This window comes from Streptomyces peucetius, from assembly GCF_025854275.1.
Taxonomy (GTDB): domain Bacteria; phylum Actinomycetota; class Actinomycetes; order Streptomycetales; family Streptomycetaceae; genus Streptomyces; species Streptomyces peucetius_A.
In genome coordinates, this window is sequence record NZ_CP107567.1 from 6,687,994 (window position 1) to 6,705,049 (window position 17,056).

16 protein-coding genes and 2 pseudogenes are annotated in these 17,056 nt (G+C 72.2%); 9 read left to right on the plus strand and 9 right to left on the minus strand.

Annotated features, from left to right (window positions below):
• On the minus strand, positions 1 to 303 hold the full coding sequence (locus OGH68_RS30265; RefSeq protein ID WP_264248428.1) for a hypothetical protein: 303 nt from the start codon (positions 301 to 303) through the stop codon (positions 1 to 3).
• A 367-nt stretch (positions 304 to 670) separates the two neighbouring features.
• On the minus strand, positions 671 to 1,057 hold the full coding sequence (locus tag OGH68_RS30270) for a hypothetical protein (RefSeq protein WP_264248430.1): 387 nt from the start codon (positions 1,055 to 1,057) through the stop codon (positions 671 to 673).
• A gap of 233 nt (positions 1,058 to 1,290) precedes the next feature.
• Here OGH68_RS30270 and OGH68_RS30275 point away from each other — a divergent pair, with 233 nt between their 5' ends.
• The 3 genes from OGH68_RS30275 to OGH68_RS30285 are packed head-to-tail and all read left to right on the plus strand — an operon-like array spanning position 1,291 to position 4,692.
• Entirely contained in the window at positions 1,291 to 1,938 is a 648-nt protein-coding gene (locus OGH68_RS30275) for a phytoene/squalene synthase family protein (RefSeq protein WP_264248432.1), read from the plus strand.
• 8 nt (positions 1,939 to 1,946) lie between these two features.
• A complete protein-coding gene (gene uppS / locus OGH68_RS30280) occupies positions 1,947 to 2,990 on the plus strand; it encodes a polyprenyl diphosphate synthase (RefSeq protein ID WP_264248435.1) in 1,044 nt (347 codons plus the stop codon).
• Between the two features lie 31 nt (positions 2,991 to 3,021).
• Positions 3,022 to 4,692 carry an IS1182 family transposase gene (locus tag OGH68_RS30285; RefSeq protein WP_264243054.1) on the plus strand — a complete coding sequence of 557 codons (1,671 nt, stop codon included), beginning with the start codon at positions 3,022 to 3,024 and terminating at the stop codon, positions 4,690 to 4,692.
• A 68-nt stretch (positions 4,693 to 4,760) separates the two neighbouring features.
• Here OGH68_RS30285 and OGH68_RS30290 read toward each other — a convergent pair whose 3' ends face one another.
• From OGH68_RS30290 to OGH68_RS30300, 3 genes are all read right to left on the minus strand, one after another.
• Positions 4,761 to 5,006 (minus strand): hypothetical protein, encoded by a 246-nt coding sequence (locus tag OGH68_RS30290; protein ID WP_264248438.1) that lies wholly within the window; start codon positions 5,004 to 5,006, stop codon positions 4,761 to 4,763.
• 199 nt (positions 5,007 to 5,205) lie between these two features.
• Positions 5,206 to 6,144 (minus strand): AraC family transcriptional regulator, encoded by a 939-nt coding sequence (locus OGH68_RS30295; protein ID WP_264248440.1) that lies wholly within the window; start codon positions 6,142 to 6,144, stop codon positions 5,206 to 5,208.
• A 51-nt stretch (positions 6,145 to 6,195) separates the two neighbouring features.
• The gene (locus OGH68_RS30300; RefSeq protein WP_264248441.1) at positions 6,196 to 7,119 is read right to left on the minus strand and encodes an NADP-dependent oxidoreductase; all 924 of its coding nucleotides are present in this window, start codon (positions 7,117 to 7,119) and stop codon (positions 6,196 to 6,198) included.
• A gap of 232 nt (positions 7,120 to 7,351) precedes the next feature.
• On the opposite strand from OGH68_RS30300, the pseudogene OGH68_RS30305 reads away from it, so the two are divergent.
• Positions 7,352 to 7,804 (plus strand): annotated as a pseudogene (locus tag OGH68_RS30305) (sulfatase-like hydrolase/transferase); the annotation flags it as partial.
• A gap of 1 nt (position 7,805) precedes the next feature.
• A pseudogene (locus tag OGH68_RS30310) lies at positions 7,806 to 8,225 on the plus strand (SUMF1/EgtB/PvdO family nonheme iron enzyme); the annotation flags it as partial.
• A gap of 39 nt (positions 8,226 to 8,264) precedes the next feature.
• Here OGH68_RS30310 and OGH68_RS30315 read toward each other — a convergent pair.
• Together OGH68_RS30315 and OGH68_RS30320 are read right to left on the minus strand one after the other, a co-directional pair.
• Positions 8,265 to 8,591, minus strand: coding sequence for a putative quinol monooxygenase (locus OGH68_RS30315; protein WP_264248442.1), 327 nt, complete (start codon positions 8,589 to 8,591; stop codon positions 8,265 to 8,267).
• A 141-nt stretch (positions 8,592 to 8,732) separates the two neighbouring features.
• Positions 8,733 to 9,497: an IclR family transcriptional regulator gene (locus OGH68_RS30320; protein WP_264248443.1), complete on the minus strand. Its 765-nt coding sequence runs from the start codon at positions 9,495 to 9,497 to the stop codon at positions 8,733 to 8,735.
• 157 nt (positions 9,498 to 9,654) lie between these two features.
• On the opposite strand from OGH68_RS30320, the gene OGH68_RS30325 reads away from it, so the two are divergent.
• From OGH68_RS30325 to OGH68_RS30340, 4 genes are all read left to right on the plus strand, one after another.
• Positions 9,655 to 10,683 (plus strand): S66 peptidase family protein, encoded by a 1,029-nt coding sequence (locus OGH68_RS30325; RefSeq protein ID WP_264248444.1) that lies wholly within the window; start codon positions 9,655 to 9,657, stop codon positions 10,681 to 10,683.
• A gap of 176 nt (positions 10,684 to 10,859) precedes the next feature.
• Positions 10,860 to 12,284, plus strand: a complete 1,425-nt coding sequence (locus tag OGH68_RS30330; RefSeq protein ID WP_264248445.1) for a hypothetical protein — start codon at positions 10,860 to 10,862, stop codon at positions 12,282 to 12,284.
• Between the two features lie 60 nt (positions 12,285 to 12,344).
• On the plus strand, positions 12,345 to 13,607 hold the full coding sequence (locus OGH68_RS30335; RefSeq protein ID WP_264248447.1) for an AAA family ATPase: 1,263 nt from the start codon (positions 12,345 to 12,347) through the stop codon (positions 13,605 to 13,607).
• Positions 13,604 to 14,845 (plus strand): DUF2201 family putative metallopeptidase, encoded by a 1,242-nt coding sequence (locus OGH68_RS30340; protein ID WP_264248449.1) that lies wholly within the window; start codon positions 13,604 to 13,606, stop codon positions 14,843 to 14,845. The genes OGH68_RS30335 and OGH68_RS30340 overlap by 4 nt, the downstream gene beginning before the upstream one ends.
• 391 nt (positions 14,846 to 15,236) lie before the next feature.
• Here OGH68_RS30340 and OGH68_RS30345 read toward each other — a convergent pair whose 3' ends face one another.
• Entirely contained in the window at positions 15,237 to 15,617 is a 381-nt protein-coding gene (locus OGH68_RS30345) for a protease inhibitor I42 family protein (protein WP_264248451.1), read from the minus strand.
• Positions 15,618 to 15,890: 273 nt separating this feature from the next.
• Positions 15,891 to 16,874, minus strand: a complete 984-nt coding sequence (locus OGH68_RS30350; RefSeq protein WP_264248453.1) for a LuxR family transcriptional regulator — start codon at positions 16,872 to 16,874, stop codon at positions 15,891 to 15,893.
• Positions 16,875 to 17,056: the final 182 nt, after the last annotated feature.

Here is a 17,056-nt window from a genome sequence, read left to right on the forward strand (position 1 = left end):
TCACCCTCCTCCCGAGCCGGACTTGCCGAAGCCGCCTCTGCTGACGGCGGACTTGTCGAAGCTGCCGCCGGAGACCTTGCCGTCGCTGACCGAGCCGCCGTAGTAGTACTTGCCGCCGCCACTGCCGCCGCCCGAGCCGCCTGCCCCGTCGCTCTTCCGGCACTTGTAGTCCGGCAGCACGTCGTACGACACGGGGTCGACGCAGCGCTTGTCCGGGTCCGAGCCGCATGCCGCGAGCGCCGCCGCGAGCAGCCCCATGCCGCCGATCACCACAGTGCCCGATCTCAACTTCCGCCGTGCCATCGCCCGGCCACCCCGTTCCCCGTAGTCGTACACAACGCAGCAGCACGGAACCCGTGAACCAGTGGGGGTCCGCCCTGCGCCGGGGCCGCGTGACGAAGGCCGTTCCGCGCGGACTGTCCGCGTCCGCGTCGGCGGCGGTGCGCGCCGTGCCCCGGCACCATGATTCTGCCGCACGGCCGCACCCGCCGCCCTGCCCGGCCCCGGCAGGCTCCTGGGCCCGCACGCTGCGCACGTCCGGCAGCCGGGTCCACGGTCGGCGGGGCTTCCCGGACCACGACCGCTGTGTGGCGCGGCGCCGGGGCGCGGAGCGAAGCCGTACGGTTTCGCTCCGCGCCCCGGCCGCCGCATGAGACCGAGCGACGGTGCGTCAGTCCTCGGTGAACTCCTTCTGGACGCAGACCTCGCCGGGCCCGTTCCAGCACAGCTTCATCAGGTACTTCGCGGCGTAGGGGATGACGTTGTAGTCGAAGTAGTCGCAGCCGGAGTCACCGCCGTCCGACTGGGTCTCCTTCAGCTGCCACCCGCCCATGTACAGGTACAGCTTGCCCGTCACACCGTGGCCGTCCGCCCGCTTGTCGCAGACACGGAACGTGTCCGGGTCGGGATCGAGGTGGGTCATGGTGCCGATGGTGCTGCCGCTGCGGGACAGCCGCAGCGTCGTGTCGGCGGCGTTGGCCGTTCCTGTGGCCGCCGCGACGAGCGTGATCGCGCCGACGGCCGCGGCAGCTGCCCGGGCGTGCTGAATCCTTTTCACCGGAACTCCCTGTGGGGGGTACGTACTTGAGGCATCCACAGTAGGCGGCGGCCGGCCCCCGCCCGGGTGCCGGGTGACCCCGGCGCAACCGCGCCACCGACACCGGTCGGCCGGCAGGTCGTTACTGAGGTGGACGTCCTCGGCCGCAGGTCGGTGAGGAGGCGCCGTTGCCTGCCGTGCCGCCGGGGCAGCGGTCTCGTACCGGCGGCGTGAAGAGAGGCGAGGTCCGGAAGATGTCGAGGAACGAGGCACCGTTCATCGGACCGTCCGAACTGCGTGCGTCCTACGAACTGTGCGAGGCCGAGACCCGTCGGTACCTGGCGCCGATGTGGAGGGCGATCGAACTGCTGCCCGCCGCGATCCGCCACCACATGTACGCCGTACACGGCTTCGCGCTCCGGACGGACCGCATCGCCGACGAGCAGCGAGCCCAGGCGGACCGCGAGAGGCGGATCGCCCGCTGGCGCTCCGACAGCCTGGCGGAGCTGCGCTCCGGCAGCAGCGAGCACCCGCTGCGGCGGGCGTTCGTGGACACGGTGCGGCAACGGGATCTCGACCACGCGGTGATCGAGGAGTTCCTCGACTCCATCCAGGCGGACTGCGCCTCCCCGCCCGTCCTGGAGACGTTCGCCGACCAGCGGCGGTATGCGCGCGGAGTCGCGGGGACGATCGCCGAGCTGTGGAGTCCGCTGCTGGAACCGACGGCGCCGGAGGCGGTGTCGCTGACCGGCGTGCTGGGCGAGACGTGCCAACTGGTGGATCTCTTCGAGGACATGCCGCACGACCTCGCCGCCGGCCGCTGCTATCTGCCGCGTGCCGACCTGCGGCGGCTGGGCTGGAGCCCGGTGACCTCCTGCGGGATGAACGGTGGCAGGAACTGACCGAGTTGGTGGGCATCCAGCTCGGCCGCTGTCGTGCTCTGCTGGAGCAGGCGGCGCCCGTGACCGGGCTGGTGCCTGCCGAGTACCAGCCCTTTCTGCACACGATGCTGCTGGGGGCACAGGTCCAGTTCGACGAGGTCACGCTGCGGCAGGCCCGGGTCTTCACCGAGGGGATCGAGCCGTTGACCTCGACCGGCGCGGCGTGTCGCCGCCCGGGGCGGACGGAAGCGGGACCCGTCCCTCCCCACGTCGCGGTGATCATGGACGGTAACCGGCGCTGGGCGGCGAAGCGGGGCCTGCCGGCCTCCCAGGGCCATCAAGCGGGTGAGCGGGCCCTGATGCGCCTCGTCAACGCGGCCCTGCGGCTCGGAGTGCGGAACCTCAGCGTCTACGCGTTCTCCACGGAGAACTGGGACCGCCCCCGGGAGGAAGTGGCCCACCTGTTCGACACCATGGCCGACGGGATCGCCCGGGGCGTCGAGTGGCTGCACGGGCTGGGTGTGAGGGTGCGCTGGTGCGGGCGGCGCGACCGTGTCGAGCCGTCGCTCGCCTCCGCACTGGCGCTGGTGGAGAGCATGACATCGAACAACGACGTGCTGCTGCTGACCGTCTGCCTCGACTACGGCGGGCGGGACGAACTGGTCGAAGCCGCCCGCGCGCTGGCCGCGGAGGCCGTCGCGGGGACGATCCGGCCGGAGGACATCAGCGCCGCGGACCTGGCCCGGAACATGTACGAACCCGGTCTTCCCGACGTCGATCTGCTGATCCGTACCTCCGGCGAGCAGCGGATCAGCAACTTCATGCCGTGGCACCTCGCGTACGCCGAGATGGTCTTCGACCCGGCACCGTGGCCCGACTTCGGCCTGGCACAGCTGCGGGAGGCACTCACGGCGTACGCGGGCCGCCGGCGCCGCTTCGGCGGCGACCTCCCCGGGCCCCGGCCTGCCCGGGCCTGCCCGGGCGGTGGAGCCGGCCCCGACTTCCTGAGGATGCCGTTGGCTAATCCGGGGCCGGGCGTGACGTCGGCCTTCAAAACCTGGTTGTGGTCTTGAAGGCCGACGTTGTCGTTTGGGGAGGGTGTCGATGTCGATGCAGCCGGAGGAGCCGGGGGATGTTCCGGCGGAGACGGTGCGGGTGGCTCGGGCGGCATTCCCGAAGGGGAGTCTGGCGATCCGGCTCCGGGACGAGCTGGGGGTGCTGTTCACCGATGAGCAGTTCGCCGGTCTGTTCCCGGCCCGGGGGAAGCCCGCGGTGTCGCCGGGCCGGCTGGCGCTGGTGTCGGTGCTCCAGTTCGCCGAGGGCCTGCCCGACCGGCAGGCGGCCTTGGCGGTGCGGGCCCGGATCGATTGGAAGTACGCCCTGGGCCTGGAACTGACCGATGCGGGGTTCGACTACTCCGTGCTGTGCGAGTTCCGTGCCCGGCTGGTCGAGGCCGAGGCCGGGCAAATGGTCTTCGACCGGGTCCTGGACGCCGCCCGGCAGGCGGGTGTGCTGAAGCCGCCGGGGCGAGCGCGGACGGACTCCACGCATGTGCTGGCCGCGATCCGGTCGCTGAACCGGCTGGAGTTCGTCATCGAGACACTGCGGGCGGCGCTCAACGCGGTCGCGGCAGCCGCCCCTGAGTGGCTGACCGGCCATGCCGATCCGGCATGGTTCGACCGGTATGCCGCCCGGCCGGAGGACTACTGGCTGCCCTCGGGCCGCGGCAGGCGCACTGAGCTGGCGGAACAGACCGGCCGGGACGGAATGCGCCTGCTCACCAACGTGCACGCCGCTCACGCGCCCTGCTGGCTGCGCGAGCTGCCCGCCGTCCAGATTCTGCGTCGCGCGTGGGTGCAGCAGTACGCGGTCGACATGGAGGGCGAGGTGAGGTGGCGGGACCCAAAAGAGTGCCCGCCGGGCGCTTTGCGCCTGGTCAGTCCCTATGACACCGAGGCCCGCGCGAGCGTGAAGCGCGACATCAAATGGGACGGGTTCAAAGTCCATCTCACCGAGACCTGCGACCCGGACACTGTTCACCTGATCACGAACGTGCTGACCAGCGACGCCACCGTCCCCGACATCAAGGCCACCGACACCGTCCACGACAGTCTCGCCGACAAAGACCTGTTGCCCGGCGAACACCTGCTGGACGCGGGCTACCTCGACGGTCCCCGCATCGTCACCGCCCAGACCCGGCACGACGTCACCCTGACCGGCCCCATCGCAGGCAACACCACCGCCCAGGCCGCCGGACCCTACGGGCAGGATGCGTTCACCGTGGACTGGGACAACAAGACCGTGACCTGCCCGAACGGCATGACCACCAGCCAGTGGCGTGACGCGCTCTCGCACCGCGGCACCCCTGTCATCCGGATCCAGTTCTCACCCAAGGACTGCCGCTCCTGCCCCTCCCGGCCCCAGTGCATCAACTCAACCACCCGGCCCCACCGGGAGATCACGCTCCGGCCCCGCGCCGAACACGAAGCAATCCGGCAGGCCCGCGCCGCAGAGGGAACCCCCGAGTGGCGGGAACGCTACGCGGCCCGCAACGGCATCGAGGGCACCATCTCCCACGCCGTCCGAGTCACCGGCCTGCGCCAATGCCGCTACCACGGGCTCGCCAAGACCCGGCTCCAGCACCAACTCACCGCGACCGCGATCAACCTCGCACGCATGGACGCCTGGAGCACCAACAGGCCCCGAGCCCGAACCCGCACCTCCCACCTGACAGCACTTCGCCCCGCCGAGCACAAGCTCAACGGGGCGAATTAGCCAACGGCATCTTCCTGAGCCGGGGCCGGGCCCACCCGGCTCAGGACATCACCGAACGGGCGCCGCCGTCACGACGCCGGCGGGGTGTACACGCCCTCCGCCGTCACGTGCGCCAGCACCGTCTCGGCGGTGAACGCGGGCGTGCCGAAGGTGGCGGCGTACACCTCCAGCAGTTCGGGGGTCGGACGCAGCGGCACCTCGCTGAGCCGGACGCTCAACGGCTGACCCACCGGCGCACTGCCTGTGGTCAGCAGGCCTTCGGCGAGACCGCAGCGGAACACCGAGCGGTGCCCGGCCTCGACCCCGTTGACCACACACGTCCCGGATGCGTACGCCAGGCGCGTTTCGGCGCATGCAATCTCCCGCGTCCCGCGCGTGGGACGCTGCGCGCCGGTCAACGTGGCACCGTCGCAGGGACGGGCCCAACAGCCTTGCGCACAAGGCACGTTGGCATCACTCGGTGGAGAGCCGCAGGGGCGCCGCCCCTCTGTGCCGCCTTGGCCTGCTGCCCTCCTACGCCGCCCTGGCCCTGCGCCGGTAGCCGCCCGGGGCCAGGCCGAACTCCCGCTTGAAGGCCTTGGCGAAGGCGAACTCCGAGCCGTATCCCGTCCTCGTGGCGACCGTCGTCAGCGGGTCGTCGGACTCGCGCAGCAGGCGGGCCGCCGTCGTCATGCGCCAGCGGGTCAGGTAGGCCATCGGCGGTTCGCCGACGAGCGTGGTGAACCGCCGGGCGAACGCGGCGCGCGACAGCCCGGCCCGCGCGGCCAGGGACTGGACCGTCCACTGGGCGGAGGGGTCGTCGTGGATGGCCGACAGCGCGGGCGCCACCGCCGGGTCGCCCAGGGCCGCCGCCCAGCCACGCGCGGCGGCCGGGGACTGATCCTCCAGCCAGGCCCGCAGGATGTAGAGGAGCAGCGAGTCGATCAGCGTGGGCACGATGCCGTCGGAGCCGATGCGGGGGTTCTCCAGCTCCGAGCCGAGGAGCTGTACGGCGGCGCTCAGCTCCGGATGGCGGCCGTGCCGCGTCGGCAGATGGATCACCTCGGGCAGCTGACGCACCAGGGGGTGCGGGCGGCCCTGGTCCAGGTGGTAGTTGCCGCACAGCAGGCTGGTCTCGGGACCGTCGCCGCCGAGCGTGACCGAACCGATCGGCGAACCCTCCTGGAACTGTTCGGCCTCGGGTTCCTCCGGCGTGGTGGCGGGATGGTCGGCGAGGATGTGGCCCCGCCCGTCGCGCAGGAAGATCACATCGCCGGGGCTCAGCGGGATCGGCTTCAGCCGCCGCGCCGAGTCCGCCAGGGGAATGAGCCAGCAGGTGCCGTAGAGGACCACATGGAATCCGGCGCCCGCGACCGGCGGCAGCCGCAGGCCCCAGGGGGCGCGGCCGTTGGTCCGTACGGATGCCGGCTGCCCGGTGCGCATCGATGCCAGCGCCTCGGTGAGGATGTCCATCCGCCCTGTCCTCCCTGGTGGGTCCGCCGGCGTGCCCGTCGTGGCCGGCCGTCAGACCGTCAGGACAATCTTGCCCTGTACGTGTCCGGAGGCGATCAGCTCATGCGCCGTGCCGGCCTGAGCGAGCGGGAACGTCCGCTCGACGTGCGGGCGTATCCGGCCGGTGTCGACCAGCTCGGCGATCGCTTCGAGCGCGGCGTAGTCCGGCTCGACGGAGACGCCGGCGAATCGCCGGCCGGCCGCCTCGACCCGGGCGGCGAGCTCCCCGTCGCCGTGTTCGAGGATGCTGACGAGTACGCCGCCGGGGCGCAGCACGCCGAGCAAGAGGTCGCCCTGGGCCATGGAGTCGAGGACCACGTCGGCGTCCTTGACGGCCTCGGTGATCTCGGTGGTGTGGTAGTCGACGACCTCGTCGGCGCCGAGGCCGCGTACGAAATCGTGCCTGGGCGCACTGGCGACGGCGATGACATGGGCGCCGCGTGCCTTTGCGATCTGCACCGCGAAGTGGCCGACGCCGCCGGCCGCCCGCTGGATCAGCACCCGGTCGCCCTCCCTGACGCCGGCCGCCTGGACCAGGCCCTGCCAGGCGGTGAGCGCCGCGAGGGGGAGGGCGGCCGCGTGCACGTGGTCGAGCGAGGCGGGCTTGCGGGCCAGTTGGCGCGACGGGGCGGCGACGTACTCGGCGTACCCGGTGGCGGCACGGGGGAAGAACGGCATCCCGAACACCTCGTCTCCCACGGCGAACCTGGCGCCGGGCGCCGCCTCCTCGACGACACCGGAGATGTCCCAGCCCACGCCGAACGGCGGCTCGCCCAGCAGCGGGACGGCGCCGGACCTGACGGCCACGTCCACCGGGTTCACCGCACTGGCGTGGACCTTGACGAGGACTTCCCCGGACAGCGGCTTCGGCCGTTCGCTCTCCACGAGCTCGAGGACCTCGGGACCGCCGAAGGACTTCTGGATCACTGTGCGCACGGTAACTCTCCTTGGACATCGCCGGATCGGCGCCCGGCCCGAAGCGGGCCCGGCTGATGTCCTCGACCTTAGGGAGATCCAACGAGCCGCAGAATGGCCTTCCGTCTCGATTGCATGTCCCAGCGTCTTGCCGAAGAGCACGCTCGGGCAGGGTCCGGGGAAGTGGACGCGTAGCGGCCCGGTGCCTTCACAAGCCCGTGACGGCCGGGCGGGTGAGCGCGGCGGGTGTCACGTGGAACTGCCCCGCTCCATCGCGGAGACCTTCCAGGGCAAACCGCCGGTACAGCGCAACTACAGCGCGCACTGGACCTTCGACACCATGCCGATCGAGACGACCCGCAAGCTCATCGCGGTGTACTGGGGCTACGTGGCCCTGATCGACCGGCAGATCGGCCGGGTCATGGACGCCATCGAACGGCTCGGACTGGTCGACGACACCGCCGTGTTCTTCACCTGCGACCACGGTGAGTTCACCGGGTCCCACCGGCTGCACGACAAGGGCCCGGCGATGTACGAGGACATCTACCGCACGCCCGGCCTGATCCGGGTCACGGGCGCGCCCGGCGGTGTCGTGCGCTCCGAGTTCGTCAGCCTGCTCGACTGCACCGCCACCGTCCTCGAGCTGGCGGGCATCGACCCGAAGCCCGCCGTGGACTCGCGCAGCCTGCTGCCGCTCGTGCACGGCGTACGCCGGACGAGGCGGGCAGGCAGGCCGCCGCTACGCCTGGGGCGACGAGCTCAGTCCCGACGGCCGTTGGCGCTGCAACATCTGGCAGGGCCGCTTCCCGCACACCAACACCGCCGAGGAGGGCTACCTGACCACCGCACCGGTCAAGTCCTACCGCCCCAACGGCTTCGGTCTGTGGAACACCGCCGGCAACGTGTGGGAGTGGTGCACGGACTGGTTCTCGCCCACCTACTACGCCGAGGCCCCCTCGGAAGACCCGCACGGCCCAGAGAGCGGGACCGCACGGGTGATGCGCGGCGGCTCCTACCTGTGCCACGACTCCTACTGCAACCGCTACCGGGTCGCCGCGCGCTCCCCCAACACCCCGGAGTCGTCCTCCGGGAACCTCGGCTTCCGCTGCGCCAACGACACCTTCTGACCCCCGGCGTGGGGGACGGGAGCGCAGGCGGACCGCGGCCTACTGCGTCGGCCTGATCTCCGCCATCTCGTCCCAGCCCTGGCCCGGCACCTCGACGTTGATGATCTCCGGTGTGGTGGCGACCGCGCCGGACATCGCCTCCAGACCGGCCCGGAAGTGGTCGGATGCCACATGGACCGCTCCCGCGTCCGCGTCGGCGAACGCCTCCAGCAGCGTGAACCTGTGCGGGTCGTCGACGCTGCGCGACCAGTCGAAGAAGAGGTTCCCGGGCTCGGCCCGGGTCGCCTGTGTGAAGTCGTCGACGATGTCGAGCCAGCGGTCGCTGAACTCGGGACGGACGGTGAACCTGACGGCGATGAAGATCATGGGGTCCACGGTGGCCCCGTCGAAGCCCGCGGGCCAGTCGCGACGCGCCGCGTTCCGACTCCGTCGGAAACACCGCCGTCGGGGTGCGTGTGCCGGCGCCTGTCGGGAACGCCGGCGTCGGACCGCGCGCCGGCTCCGCCGTCAGACCGGCGCGCCCGCGGCGGCCCGCGCCACCGCCGCCCGGATCCGGCCGTGCCGCTGTCGGAAGTCGGCGGTCGGCAGCGACACCGACAGCGCGTGCAGCACGCCCTCCGGGCCGCCGTCCTGGCAGGGCAGCGTGGTCGCGAGGCACGTGAACGCCGGGTCGGCCTCGCCCATCGACACCGCGTAGCCCTGCCCGCGCACCTGCGTCAGCTCGGCCTCGAAGCGGTCGGCGACCGTGATCGTGCGATCGGTGAACCGGGCCATGCCGTGTTCGGCCAGATACCGCCGCCGCGCCGGCCGGGGCAGCGCGGCGAGGAGCGCCTTGCCGTGCGCCGTCGCGTGCGCCCGTGTCTCCGCGCCCGGCAGGAAGGGATGCCCGACGTCCGTCACCGGCACCGTGCTGTCGATCACGACGATCCGGCCGTCCCGGTACGCCGTGAGGTACGCCTCCGCTCCGGTGGCCCGCCGCAGCCGCGGCAGCAACTCGGCGACCTGCGGCCCGAGCCCCAGATGCCGCCGGAACGACTGGTTCAGCGCCGCCACCCGCGGCCCGGGGGCGTACCCGGCACCGGTCCGGACCAGATGCCCGCGGGCAGTGAGCGGCCCCAGCAGGTGGTAGACGGTCGACAGCGAACACCCCAGCCGCCGCGCGAGCGCCTTCGCCCCGACCGGCTCCGCGGCGTCCGCGACGGCGTCGAGGATCTCCAGCGCGCGGTCGACCGACTGCGGCCCGGTGGGGCCGGCGGGTGCGGGGCGGGGCATGGTCACGTTCCTTCCGGGCGTCGCTGGACCCCGACCAGACGGGGCCGGGGACATCGGACCTCGAGCCTACGCCGCGTGCCGAATCCGCCGGCCGCCTGCCGGCGGGCCTGCCGGAACTCGGTGTCGCGCCGCTGTCACGTCATGCCACAATCCGCGCATGTCAGTCCGATATCCGCAGCCCCTGCGCCCCGGCGACCGCGTCGGCATCACCTCTCCTTCGAGCGGAGTCCCGGCAGAGCTGGGCGCGCGCCTCGACGTGGCGATCCACGATGTGAAGGCCCGGGGGTACGAGGTGGTCGTCGGCCGCTGCATGGACGGCTCCGGTCACATCAGCGCCCCTGCGGCCGACCGCGCGAGCGAGCTGATGTCGATGCTGACGGATCCTGCGATCAGGGCCGTCGTACCGCCGTGGGGCGGGGAGACGGCGATCGACCTGCTGTCTCTGCTGGACTGGGACCGGCTGCGTGACGCCGAGCCGACCTGGCTGGTCGGGTACTCCGACATGTCGACCGTCATCACGCCGCTGACACTCCTCACCGGAACGGCGACCGTGCACGGCAACAACCTCATGGACACGCCCTACCGGGCCCCCGACGGGCTGTTGTCGTGGCTCGACATCGTCGCGGCTCCGCAGGGGCACCCGTTCACGCAGACCCCGCCGAACCGCCACCGCGCAACGGGCCGGGACGACTACCGATCCCACCCTGACGTCAGCGAGTTCACGCTCGACACACCCGACAGGTGGACCAGGCTGGACGGCGACGGGGACGTGCAGGTCGAGGGGCGCCTGATCGGGGGCTGTATCGAGACCCTGTGCAACCTCACGGGTACGCCCTACCTCGACGTCTCCGCCTTCGCGCGGGCCGAGTCCCCGGAAGGTCTCCTCGTGTACGTCGAAGCAGCAGGCGACGACGCCTTCACCATCTGCAGAAACCTGCACGGGATGCGGCTGGCCGGCTTCTTCGACCAGGCGAACGTGGTCCTCGTCGGCCGGACTTCGGCACCGGACGCCGACTCGCTCACCCAGCACCGGGCCGTCCTCGACGCGCTCGGACCCTTGAACGTGCCGATCATCGCCGACGTCGAGTGCGGCCACGTCCCGCCGTACCTGCCGATCGTCAACGGAGCACGTGGCCGTGTCGTACACACTTCGGCCCGCAGCGAACTGACCCAGACACTCGACTGACGCCCCGGATCGGACGCACGCGTGACCGGAACCGCGCCTTGTTCCCGGTCACCGGCCCCCGGATCGCGCGCCGACGGAAACACCTGGCAGATCATGGTCAAGAGCGCTAGGGTCTCCGCGATGACAACTCATTCTGTTCACAGATTGGGGGCCCCGTCCGCGCAAGGTGAGTGCTGATGCTCACCAGAACCGCGAACGAGGATGCCCGCCTTTCCCTCTGGCTGCGCGTGCGTGAGTACGCCGTGCCGCCGTCCATGATCGAGACTGCGACCGCCCGCCGCCTGGCCGGGGACTGGGCGGGGGCGTGCGCCGCCGCAGGCTTCGACGTCGATTTCAATCTGCGTTCCGTGGCGCGCACTCACGGCCACCACCTCGCAGCCCGCGTACGGGCGGACCTCCGCCGTCTCGCACCTGACCTGCTGCGCTGGCACATGCCCAGGATCGCTCCTGACGGGCTGCTGCGCCCGGGTCTCACCGTCGCCCTCGCCCGGTACGAGGCCGAGGGGCGTGGCGGTGAACGCCCCGTTCATCTCGTGGCCCGGACTCCGCCGGCCTGGGCGGACGCCGGTCAGCGGATCAGCCTCGCGCTGTGGGACGGCTCGCACGCCGGGGCCGCCGCCCGCCGCCATCCGCATCCTCTTCCCAGTCGGCGGTTCCGTCTCGACCTGCACCGTCATCTCTGGGACGCGCGCAGGGCCGACGAGTTGCGAACACGGTCAGGGGCTGATCCGCTGCCCGCCGACGGCCGCCCCGCGATGGACCCGGACCCACTGCGGGCGGTGCCGCAGGGGCGCCACTGTGCCGTCGACCGGTGGGCGCCCGAGGCGGAGTTGCTGCTTCATGCCGAAGGGCGGTCCACCGGCGCCGTCACCGTGCGGCTGGGGGGCCGGCACCAGCTGGTCCTGGAACTGCTCGCGGACAGGGACGGGGACGGCACCGGGCAGCCCCCCGCCGCGCGGATCACGACGGCGTCCAAGGACAGTTGCGGCTCTGCCCTGCCTGTCCTGCCCGACGCGGCGACCTGGGTGCTGCCCGACCTGGAACTGATCCGTACCGGTTCGATCGATGCGGATCGGCTGCACCCGCTGGTCGCCTCGGCGCTCGTACCGGATCATCCGTCGGACGGTCCGTCACGGACCCCGGACCGATCAGGACAACCGCGCCTCGTGGAGTGCCGGGGAGCTCGGCACAGGATCGGCCTGGTCGACGGGGTGCTGGCCCCGCTGGACCACGACCCTGCCGAGATCCAGCGGGAGGAACTGCTGGCTGCTCTGACCGGTACTCCACTGCCCTGCCTGCAGGCGATCGACGAGGCGCACCGCCGTCCGGACTGCCTCACCGGCGTGCGCGAACGCCTGGACCACGGCGACACCGCCGGCGCGCTCGCCGTCGTCGAGGGCCTGTTGGGCCCGGACGCAGTGCTGCGCAGCGGCGCTCTGCGGGACGAACTGCAGGCGGCCGCGCTGCGGCGGATCACCTACGGCCTGTTCAGAGCGGACCTGATCGGACAGGTACCCGGACCCGGGTCCCGATCCGGCCGCCCACGTCCGGGCCGTCGCAGTCTCCGAGACCGCCGCCCGCGCCACGCGAACTTCCTCTGACCCCGGGGGTCCCTCCCCGCACCCGCCCTCCGTGCACCACGAACCCACAGGTGATCAAGCATGCCCACACACACCCCGTTCGCTGAACCCGACACCGCCTTTGACCCGGCTCACGCCTCCCGGCTCGACGTCGCCGGTGAGTTGCTGTCCCTGCTGCGCGACGCGACCACCGAACCGCGCCCCGACACACAGCTGGAGGCCCTGACCCTGGCCGTGGCCGCCGACCTGCCCGTGCTGCTGTGGGGTGAGCCGGGGATCGGCAAGACCGCGGCCCTGACGCAGCTCGCCGATGCCCTGGACCTTCCGCTGACCACGGTGATCGCCAGTGTGCACGAGCCGTCCGACTTCTCCGGGCTGCCCGTCGTCGGAGACGATCCCGCCGTACACGGTATCCCGATGGCCCCGCCGGACTGGGCGGTCCGACTGGTACGGGCCGGCCGGGGGCTGCTGTTCCTGGACGAGCTGTCCACCGCGCCGCCTGCCGTTCAGGCCGCCCTGCTCCGCCTCGTGCTCGAGCGCCGGATCGGTGCGCTCCAACTGCCGCCGGGAGTACGCATCGTGGCCGCCGCCAACCCGCGGTCCTCGGCGGCCGACGGCTGGGAGCTGAGCCCGCCGCTCGCCAACCGGTTCGTCCACCTCCAGTGGACCCACGACCACGAGGTCGTCGTACGCGGCCTCGGCGGGACGTGGCCGCGGGCGACCCTGCCGCAGCTCGCCCGGGAAAAGCTGTCGGAGGCCGTGGACTTCGCCCGCCGGGCGGTGTGCGGACTGCTCACGGCCCGCCCGAAACTCGTGCATCAACTGCCCAGCAACGAAGCGCGCCGCGGTGGCGCCTGGCCGTCACCCCGGAGCTGGGAGACGGCCCTGCGACTGATCGCCTTCGCAACCGCGGCGGGCTCCTCCCGGGAAGTGCTTTCGCTGCTCGTCAGGGGTGCGGTGGGAGACGGCCCGGGGCTGGAGCTGCTGGCGAGCCTCGATCGGATGGACCTCCCGGAACCCGAGGCGCTTCTCGCCGACCCCGCCGGCGCCGCCCTTCCCGAACGCGGGGATCTGCGCCAGGCCGTCCTCGACGGCGTGGTGGCCGCAGTCCGCAACCGTCCGGAGAAGTCCCGCTGGGACGCGGTGTGGGCACTCCTGGTGCGGGCCATGGAGACCGGAGCACCGGACCTGGTGGTCGTCCCCGCGACCACACTCGCCACACTGCGCCAGGAGAACTGGGACGTTCCGGCGTCGATCGAGCGGCTCGCCGGAGCGGTGTCCCTGTCCCGGCGGGCCGACCGCGCCGCGGCCAGGGCGGCGGTCGCCGTGAAGGCCGGCCGATGAGCACGGGACCCGCGGCGCCTCTCGACCTCGACAAGCTCTTCGCCGCCCGGCTGCACGCCGCCCGGGTCCGTCCCTACCTGGCGTCGGCCCTGTTCGCCCTGCACACCGTGGAGTCGCGGCGGGTGCCGACGATGGCCGTCGACCGGCACTGGCGGTGTTACGTCTCACCGGCCTTCGTCGACCGGACGCCCGTGGAGGAACTGGCCGGGGTATGGGTCCACGAGGTGTCGCACCTCTTGCGCGACCACCACGGGCGCAGCGACCGGGTCGCACGGGAGCGCGGGCTGCGCGGCGCGGGGGAGCGGCTGCGGATGAACATCGCCGCAGACTGCGAGATCAACGACGACGTGTTCGGTGACGGGCTGGTCCGGCCCGAAGGCGCAGTCCGGCCGGCGACCCTGGGGCTGCCCGAGGGAGAGCTCATGGAGGACTACCTGCGCCAGTTCCGGCTCGGGCCGAGTACGCAGAGCCTGTCCTGGCTGGACTGCGGCAGCGGCGCCGACGGGCTGGAGCGGGAGTGGGACCTGGGGCCGGACGGCGCGCACGGCCTGAGCGAGCAGGAGCGGGACGCGGTCCGGTTCCGGGTGGCACAGGGCATCACCGGCCGCCCGGGGAGCGCCTCGAAGGGGTGGCGGCGGTGGGCGGAGGAAGCCTTCCATCCGCCGCAGCCGTGGCGGGAGTTGCTGGGAGCAGCGGTCCGTTCGGCAACCTCCGGCGCCGGCGCGGGTGAGGACTACACCTACGGTCGGCCGTCGCGGCGCTCGGCCGGGGTGCCCGGCGTCGTCCTGCCGAGTCTGCGGCGCAGGCCGCCCCGGGTCTCCGTGGTCATCGACACGTCCGCCTCGGTCAGTGACGCCGAACTGGGCAGCGCGCTCCTTGAGATCACCGCCATCTCCCGTGCGGTGGGCGGCCGTCGGGACCTGATCACGGTCGTGCCGTGCGACGCGGCGGCCCGTATCGTGCACCCGCTGTGCCATGGCGAGGGCATACCGCTGATGGGCGGTGGGGGCACGGACCTGCGCACGGGTTTCGCCAAGGCGCTCCGGGCGCGTCCCGCACCCGACGTGGTCGTGGTCCTGACCGACGGGCAGACGCCCTGGCCGGCCGCGCGACCACCGTGCCGGACGGTGGTGGGGCTGTTCCCCCGGCAGCGGCCGACCCGTTCGTGGGACGAGGAGGATCCGGAGTACGTGCCGGACTCGCCGCCCGACTGGGCCCGGGTCGTGGACATCGGGTAGGCACGCCGCCGGTGTCGTAACCACAGGGAAACTCCCGAAACGGGGTCCACGGATCAGCTTCCATGCGATCCCGTCCAGGGCCGTCATGACGGCCCGCAGCCGGTCGCCGAGGCTCCCGGTCCCAGGGACCGCCGTCTGCGCCGGAGCGGCTTCGTTCTCGCCTCGGTGCTCGTCGCTGCGTTCGTCCGGCGATCGCCGACGGGACGGCGTACCGCGTCACACCCGCCGCCGTACCCGGATCGGCTGGCCGGATCACGTACTCCGGCTCGCGCCCGGGTCAGCTGCTTCCGTTCGATGATGGTCGCGACGGCGCGCACGGTGTCGGTGAGGCAGGCGACCGAGCGCGGCTCGGTGCCGAGGCGGTCGAGGACGACGGCTCGTTTGCTGCGGCTCAGTCGACGGTGACGGTGTAGGTGATGCGCTCGGGGGCCTCGGAGGGGGTGGTCCTTTCCGTGGTCGGGGTGGCGGAGGGCCCGGTCGTTTCGGGGGGCAGGGTGGAGGTGTTGCCCTGACAGGTGGTGAAAGTGCAGTGCAGCAGCGTGAACCGAGTGGTCCCCCTGCCCTTGGCCTCGAAGGTGAAGGCGAGTCGGCCGCCGGCGCCGGCGACCGCTTCGTCGCCGGAGTCCGACGCGTAGTCCTGGCCGCGGCTGACCAGCACCGAGCTGTCGGGCTCGGGGTCCACCAGGTACCAGTGCTCGCGGGTGGAGGCGTTCTGGTCGACGGTGAGCGTGAAGCGTTCGCCCGGCTCGGCAGTGATGCTTGTGTCCTTCACCGGGTGGCTCGCGGTACTCGCGGAGCCGCCGGCCGGTGCGTCGGTGCCCGGGTCGCAGCCCGTGGCGAGAGCGAGGAGCGCGGCCGCCGCGATCGCGGCACCGCCCCTGCTACCGCGGAAGACAGACGCTTTACGCGTGGGGGAGATCACTGTTGGAAGCCTTGCCCGGATAACCGTTGATGAAGTTGTCCCAGCTGACCCGGGTGGTCGAACTTCAGGGGTTGTACACCTGAAGCATGTCACCCTCCTGTGCCGCCACCGGCGGCGCCCCGGTCACAGCCAGCCGGAGCGCTGCGCCTGCAGGGCCATCTGGAAGCGGTTCGCGGCGCCGAGACGGGCCATCAGGATCTGGAGGCGGCGGAACAACGTGCGGCGGCTGATGCCCAGTTCGCGGGCGATGACGTCGTCGGTCGCGCCGCCGGCAAGGAGGCGCAGCAGGCGGCGGTCGGCGGCGGGGAGGCCGGCGGGGCGGACGGTGGGGCCGTGGATGGGAAGGGCGGTGAGCCATGCCTGCTCGAACAGGGCCACCAGTGCGGAGAGCAGGCCGCACGGCTGCACGACCAGCATGGTGTTGTGCACGTCCGCCTCCTTGATCGACAACGACACCAGCGCGTACGCCTCGTCGATGATCACGAGCTTGACCGGTACCGACGGCAGCACCCTGGCCTGCTCGCCCGCCTCCATGCAGGGTTCGATGACGTTCCTCAGGTGGCCGGGATGCTCCAGTGACTCCCGTGAGTAGACGACGCGCTGCGTCACCCCCCGGGCCAGCGTCGCCAGGGCGTCGTCGGTGGCGCCGGCCAGGGGGAAGTACGGCGGGGAATCGAACTGCCGGATCTGCTCGCGGGCGCTGGCCCACGCATGGCGCATCCTGGGGCCGATGGCCTCGCCGGTGACGACCTCGACGAGGTTGTCGTTGTACGCGGCGAGCCGCCGGCGCCGGAACGACTCGAACGCGCCTCCGACGGCGATGCGTGACTCCTCGAGCTCGGCCGCCCGGTGCCGGGCGAGGATCTCCAGGCCCGCGGTGGGCGGCACGGGGGCCACCACGTCCCCGTCCTCGGCGGCGGCACTGGCCAGACCGGCGTCGACCAGTTCGCCGTACGCCGCGGCGAGCTCGGTCCCGCCCACCCCGGCCGCCGCGCCGATCGCGCTCAGTGGAGCGGGGGCCAGCTCCAGCAGGGCCAGGTAGACCCGGCCTGCCGTGTGATCGATGCCCAGCAGCCGGAGGGCCTCGCCGAGTCCTGCGTTCGCCATGGGTCGCATTATCGACGGTCCCGCCCGGTCCGTGGCCGATCTGTGCCACTGGCACTGCTGCGCCCCGGCGCCCGCCGCGCGGGGATACCGTCCGGGTGCCGCCGCGGACCGGCGGCAGTGAGGGAGCCCGGAGCCGCACCGGGCGGGGGCGCGCACCCTGCCCGTACGGTGCGCCTGCCCGC

Excerpts from the sequence above, each read along its gene's own strand:
- OGH68_RS30265 (WP_264248428.1), bottom strand. The coding sequence starts at position 303 with ATGGCACGGCGGAAGTTGAGATCGGGCACTGTGGTGATCGGCGGCATG.
- OGH68_RS30275 (WP_264248432.1), top strand. The coding sequence starts at position 1,291 with ATGTCGAGGAACGAGGCACCGTTCATCGGACCGTCCGAACTGCGTGCG.
- OGH68_RS30285 (WP_264243054.1), top strand. The coding sequence starts at position 3,022 with ATGTCGATGCAGCCGGAGGAGCCGGGGGATGTTCCGGCGGAGACGGTG.
- OGH68_RS30295 (WP_264248440.1), bottom strand. The coding sequence starts at position 6,144 with ATGGACATCCTCACCGAGGCGCTGGCATCGATGCGCACCGGGCAGCCG.
- OGH68_RS30315 (WP_264248442.1), bottom strand. The coding sequence starts at position 8,591 with ATGATCTTCATCGCCGTCAGGTTCACCGTCCGTCCCGAGTTCAGCGAC.
- OGH68_RS30320 (WP_264248443.1), bottom strand. The coding sequence starts at position 9,497 with ATGCCCCGCCCCGCACCCGCCGGCCCCACCGGGCCGCAGTCGGTCGAC.
- OGH68_RS30325 (WP_264248444.1), top strand. The coding sequence starts at position 9,655 with ATGTCAGTCCGATATCCGCAGCCCCTGCGCCCCGGCGACCGCGTCGGC.
- OGH68_RS30330 (WP_264248445.1), top strand. The coding sequence starts at position 10,860 with ATGCTCACCAGAACCGCGAACGAGGATGCCCGCCTTTCCCTCTGGCTG.
- OGH68_RS30335 (WP_264248447.1), top strand. The coding sequence starts at position 12,345 with ATGCCCACACACACCCCGTTCGCTGAACCCGACACCGCCTTTGACCCG.
- OGH68_RS30340 (WP_264248449.1), top strand. The coding sequence starts at position 13,604 with ATGAGCACGGGACCCGCGGCGCCTCTCGACCTCGACAAGCTCTTCGCC.
- OGH68_RS30350 (WP_264248453.1), bottom strand. The coding sequence starts at position 16,874 with ATGGCGAACGCAGGACTCGGCGAGGCCCTCCGGCTGCTGGGCATCGAT.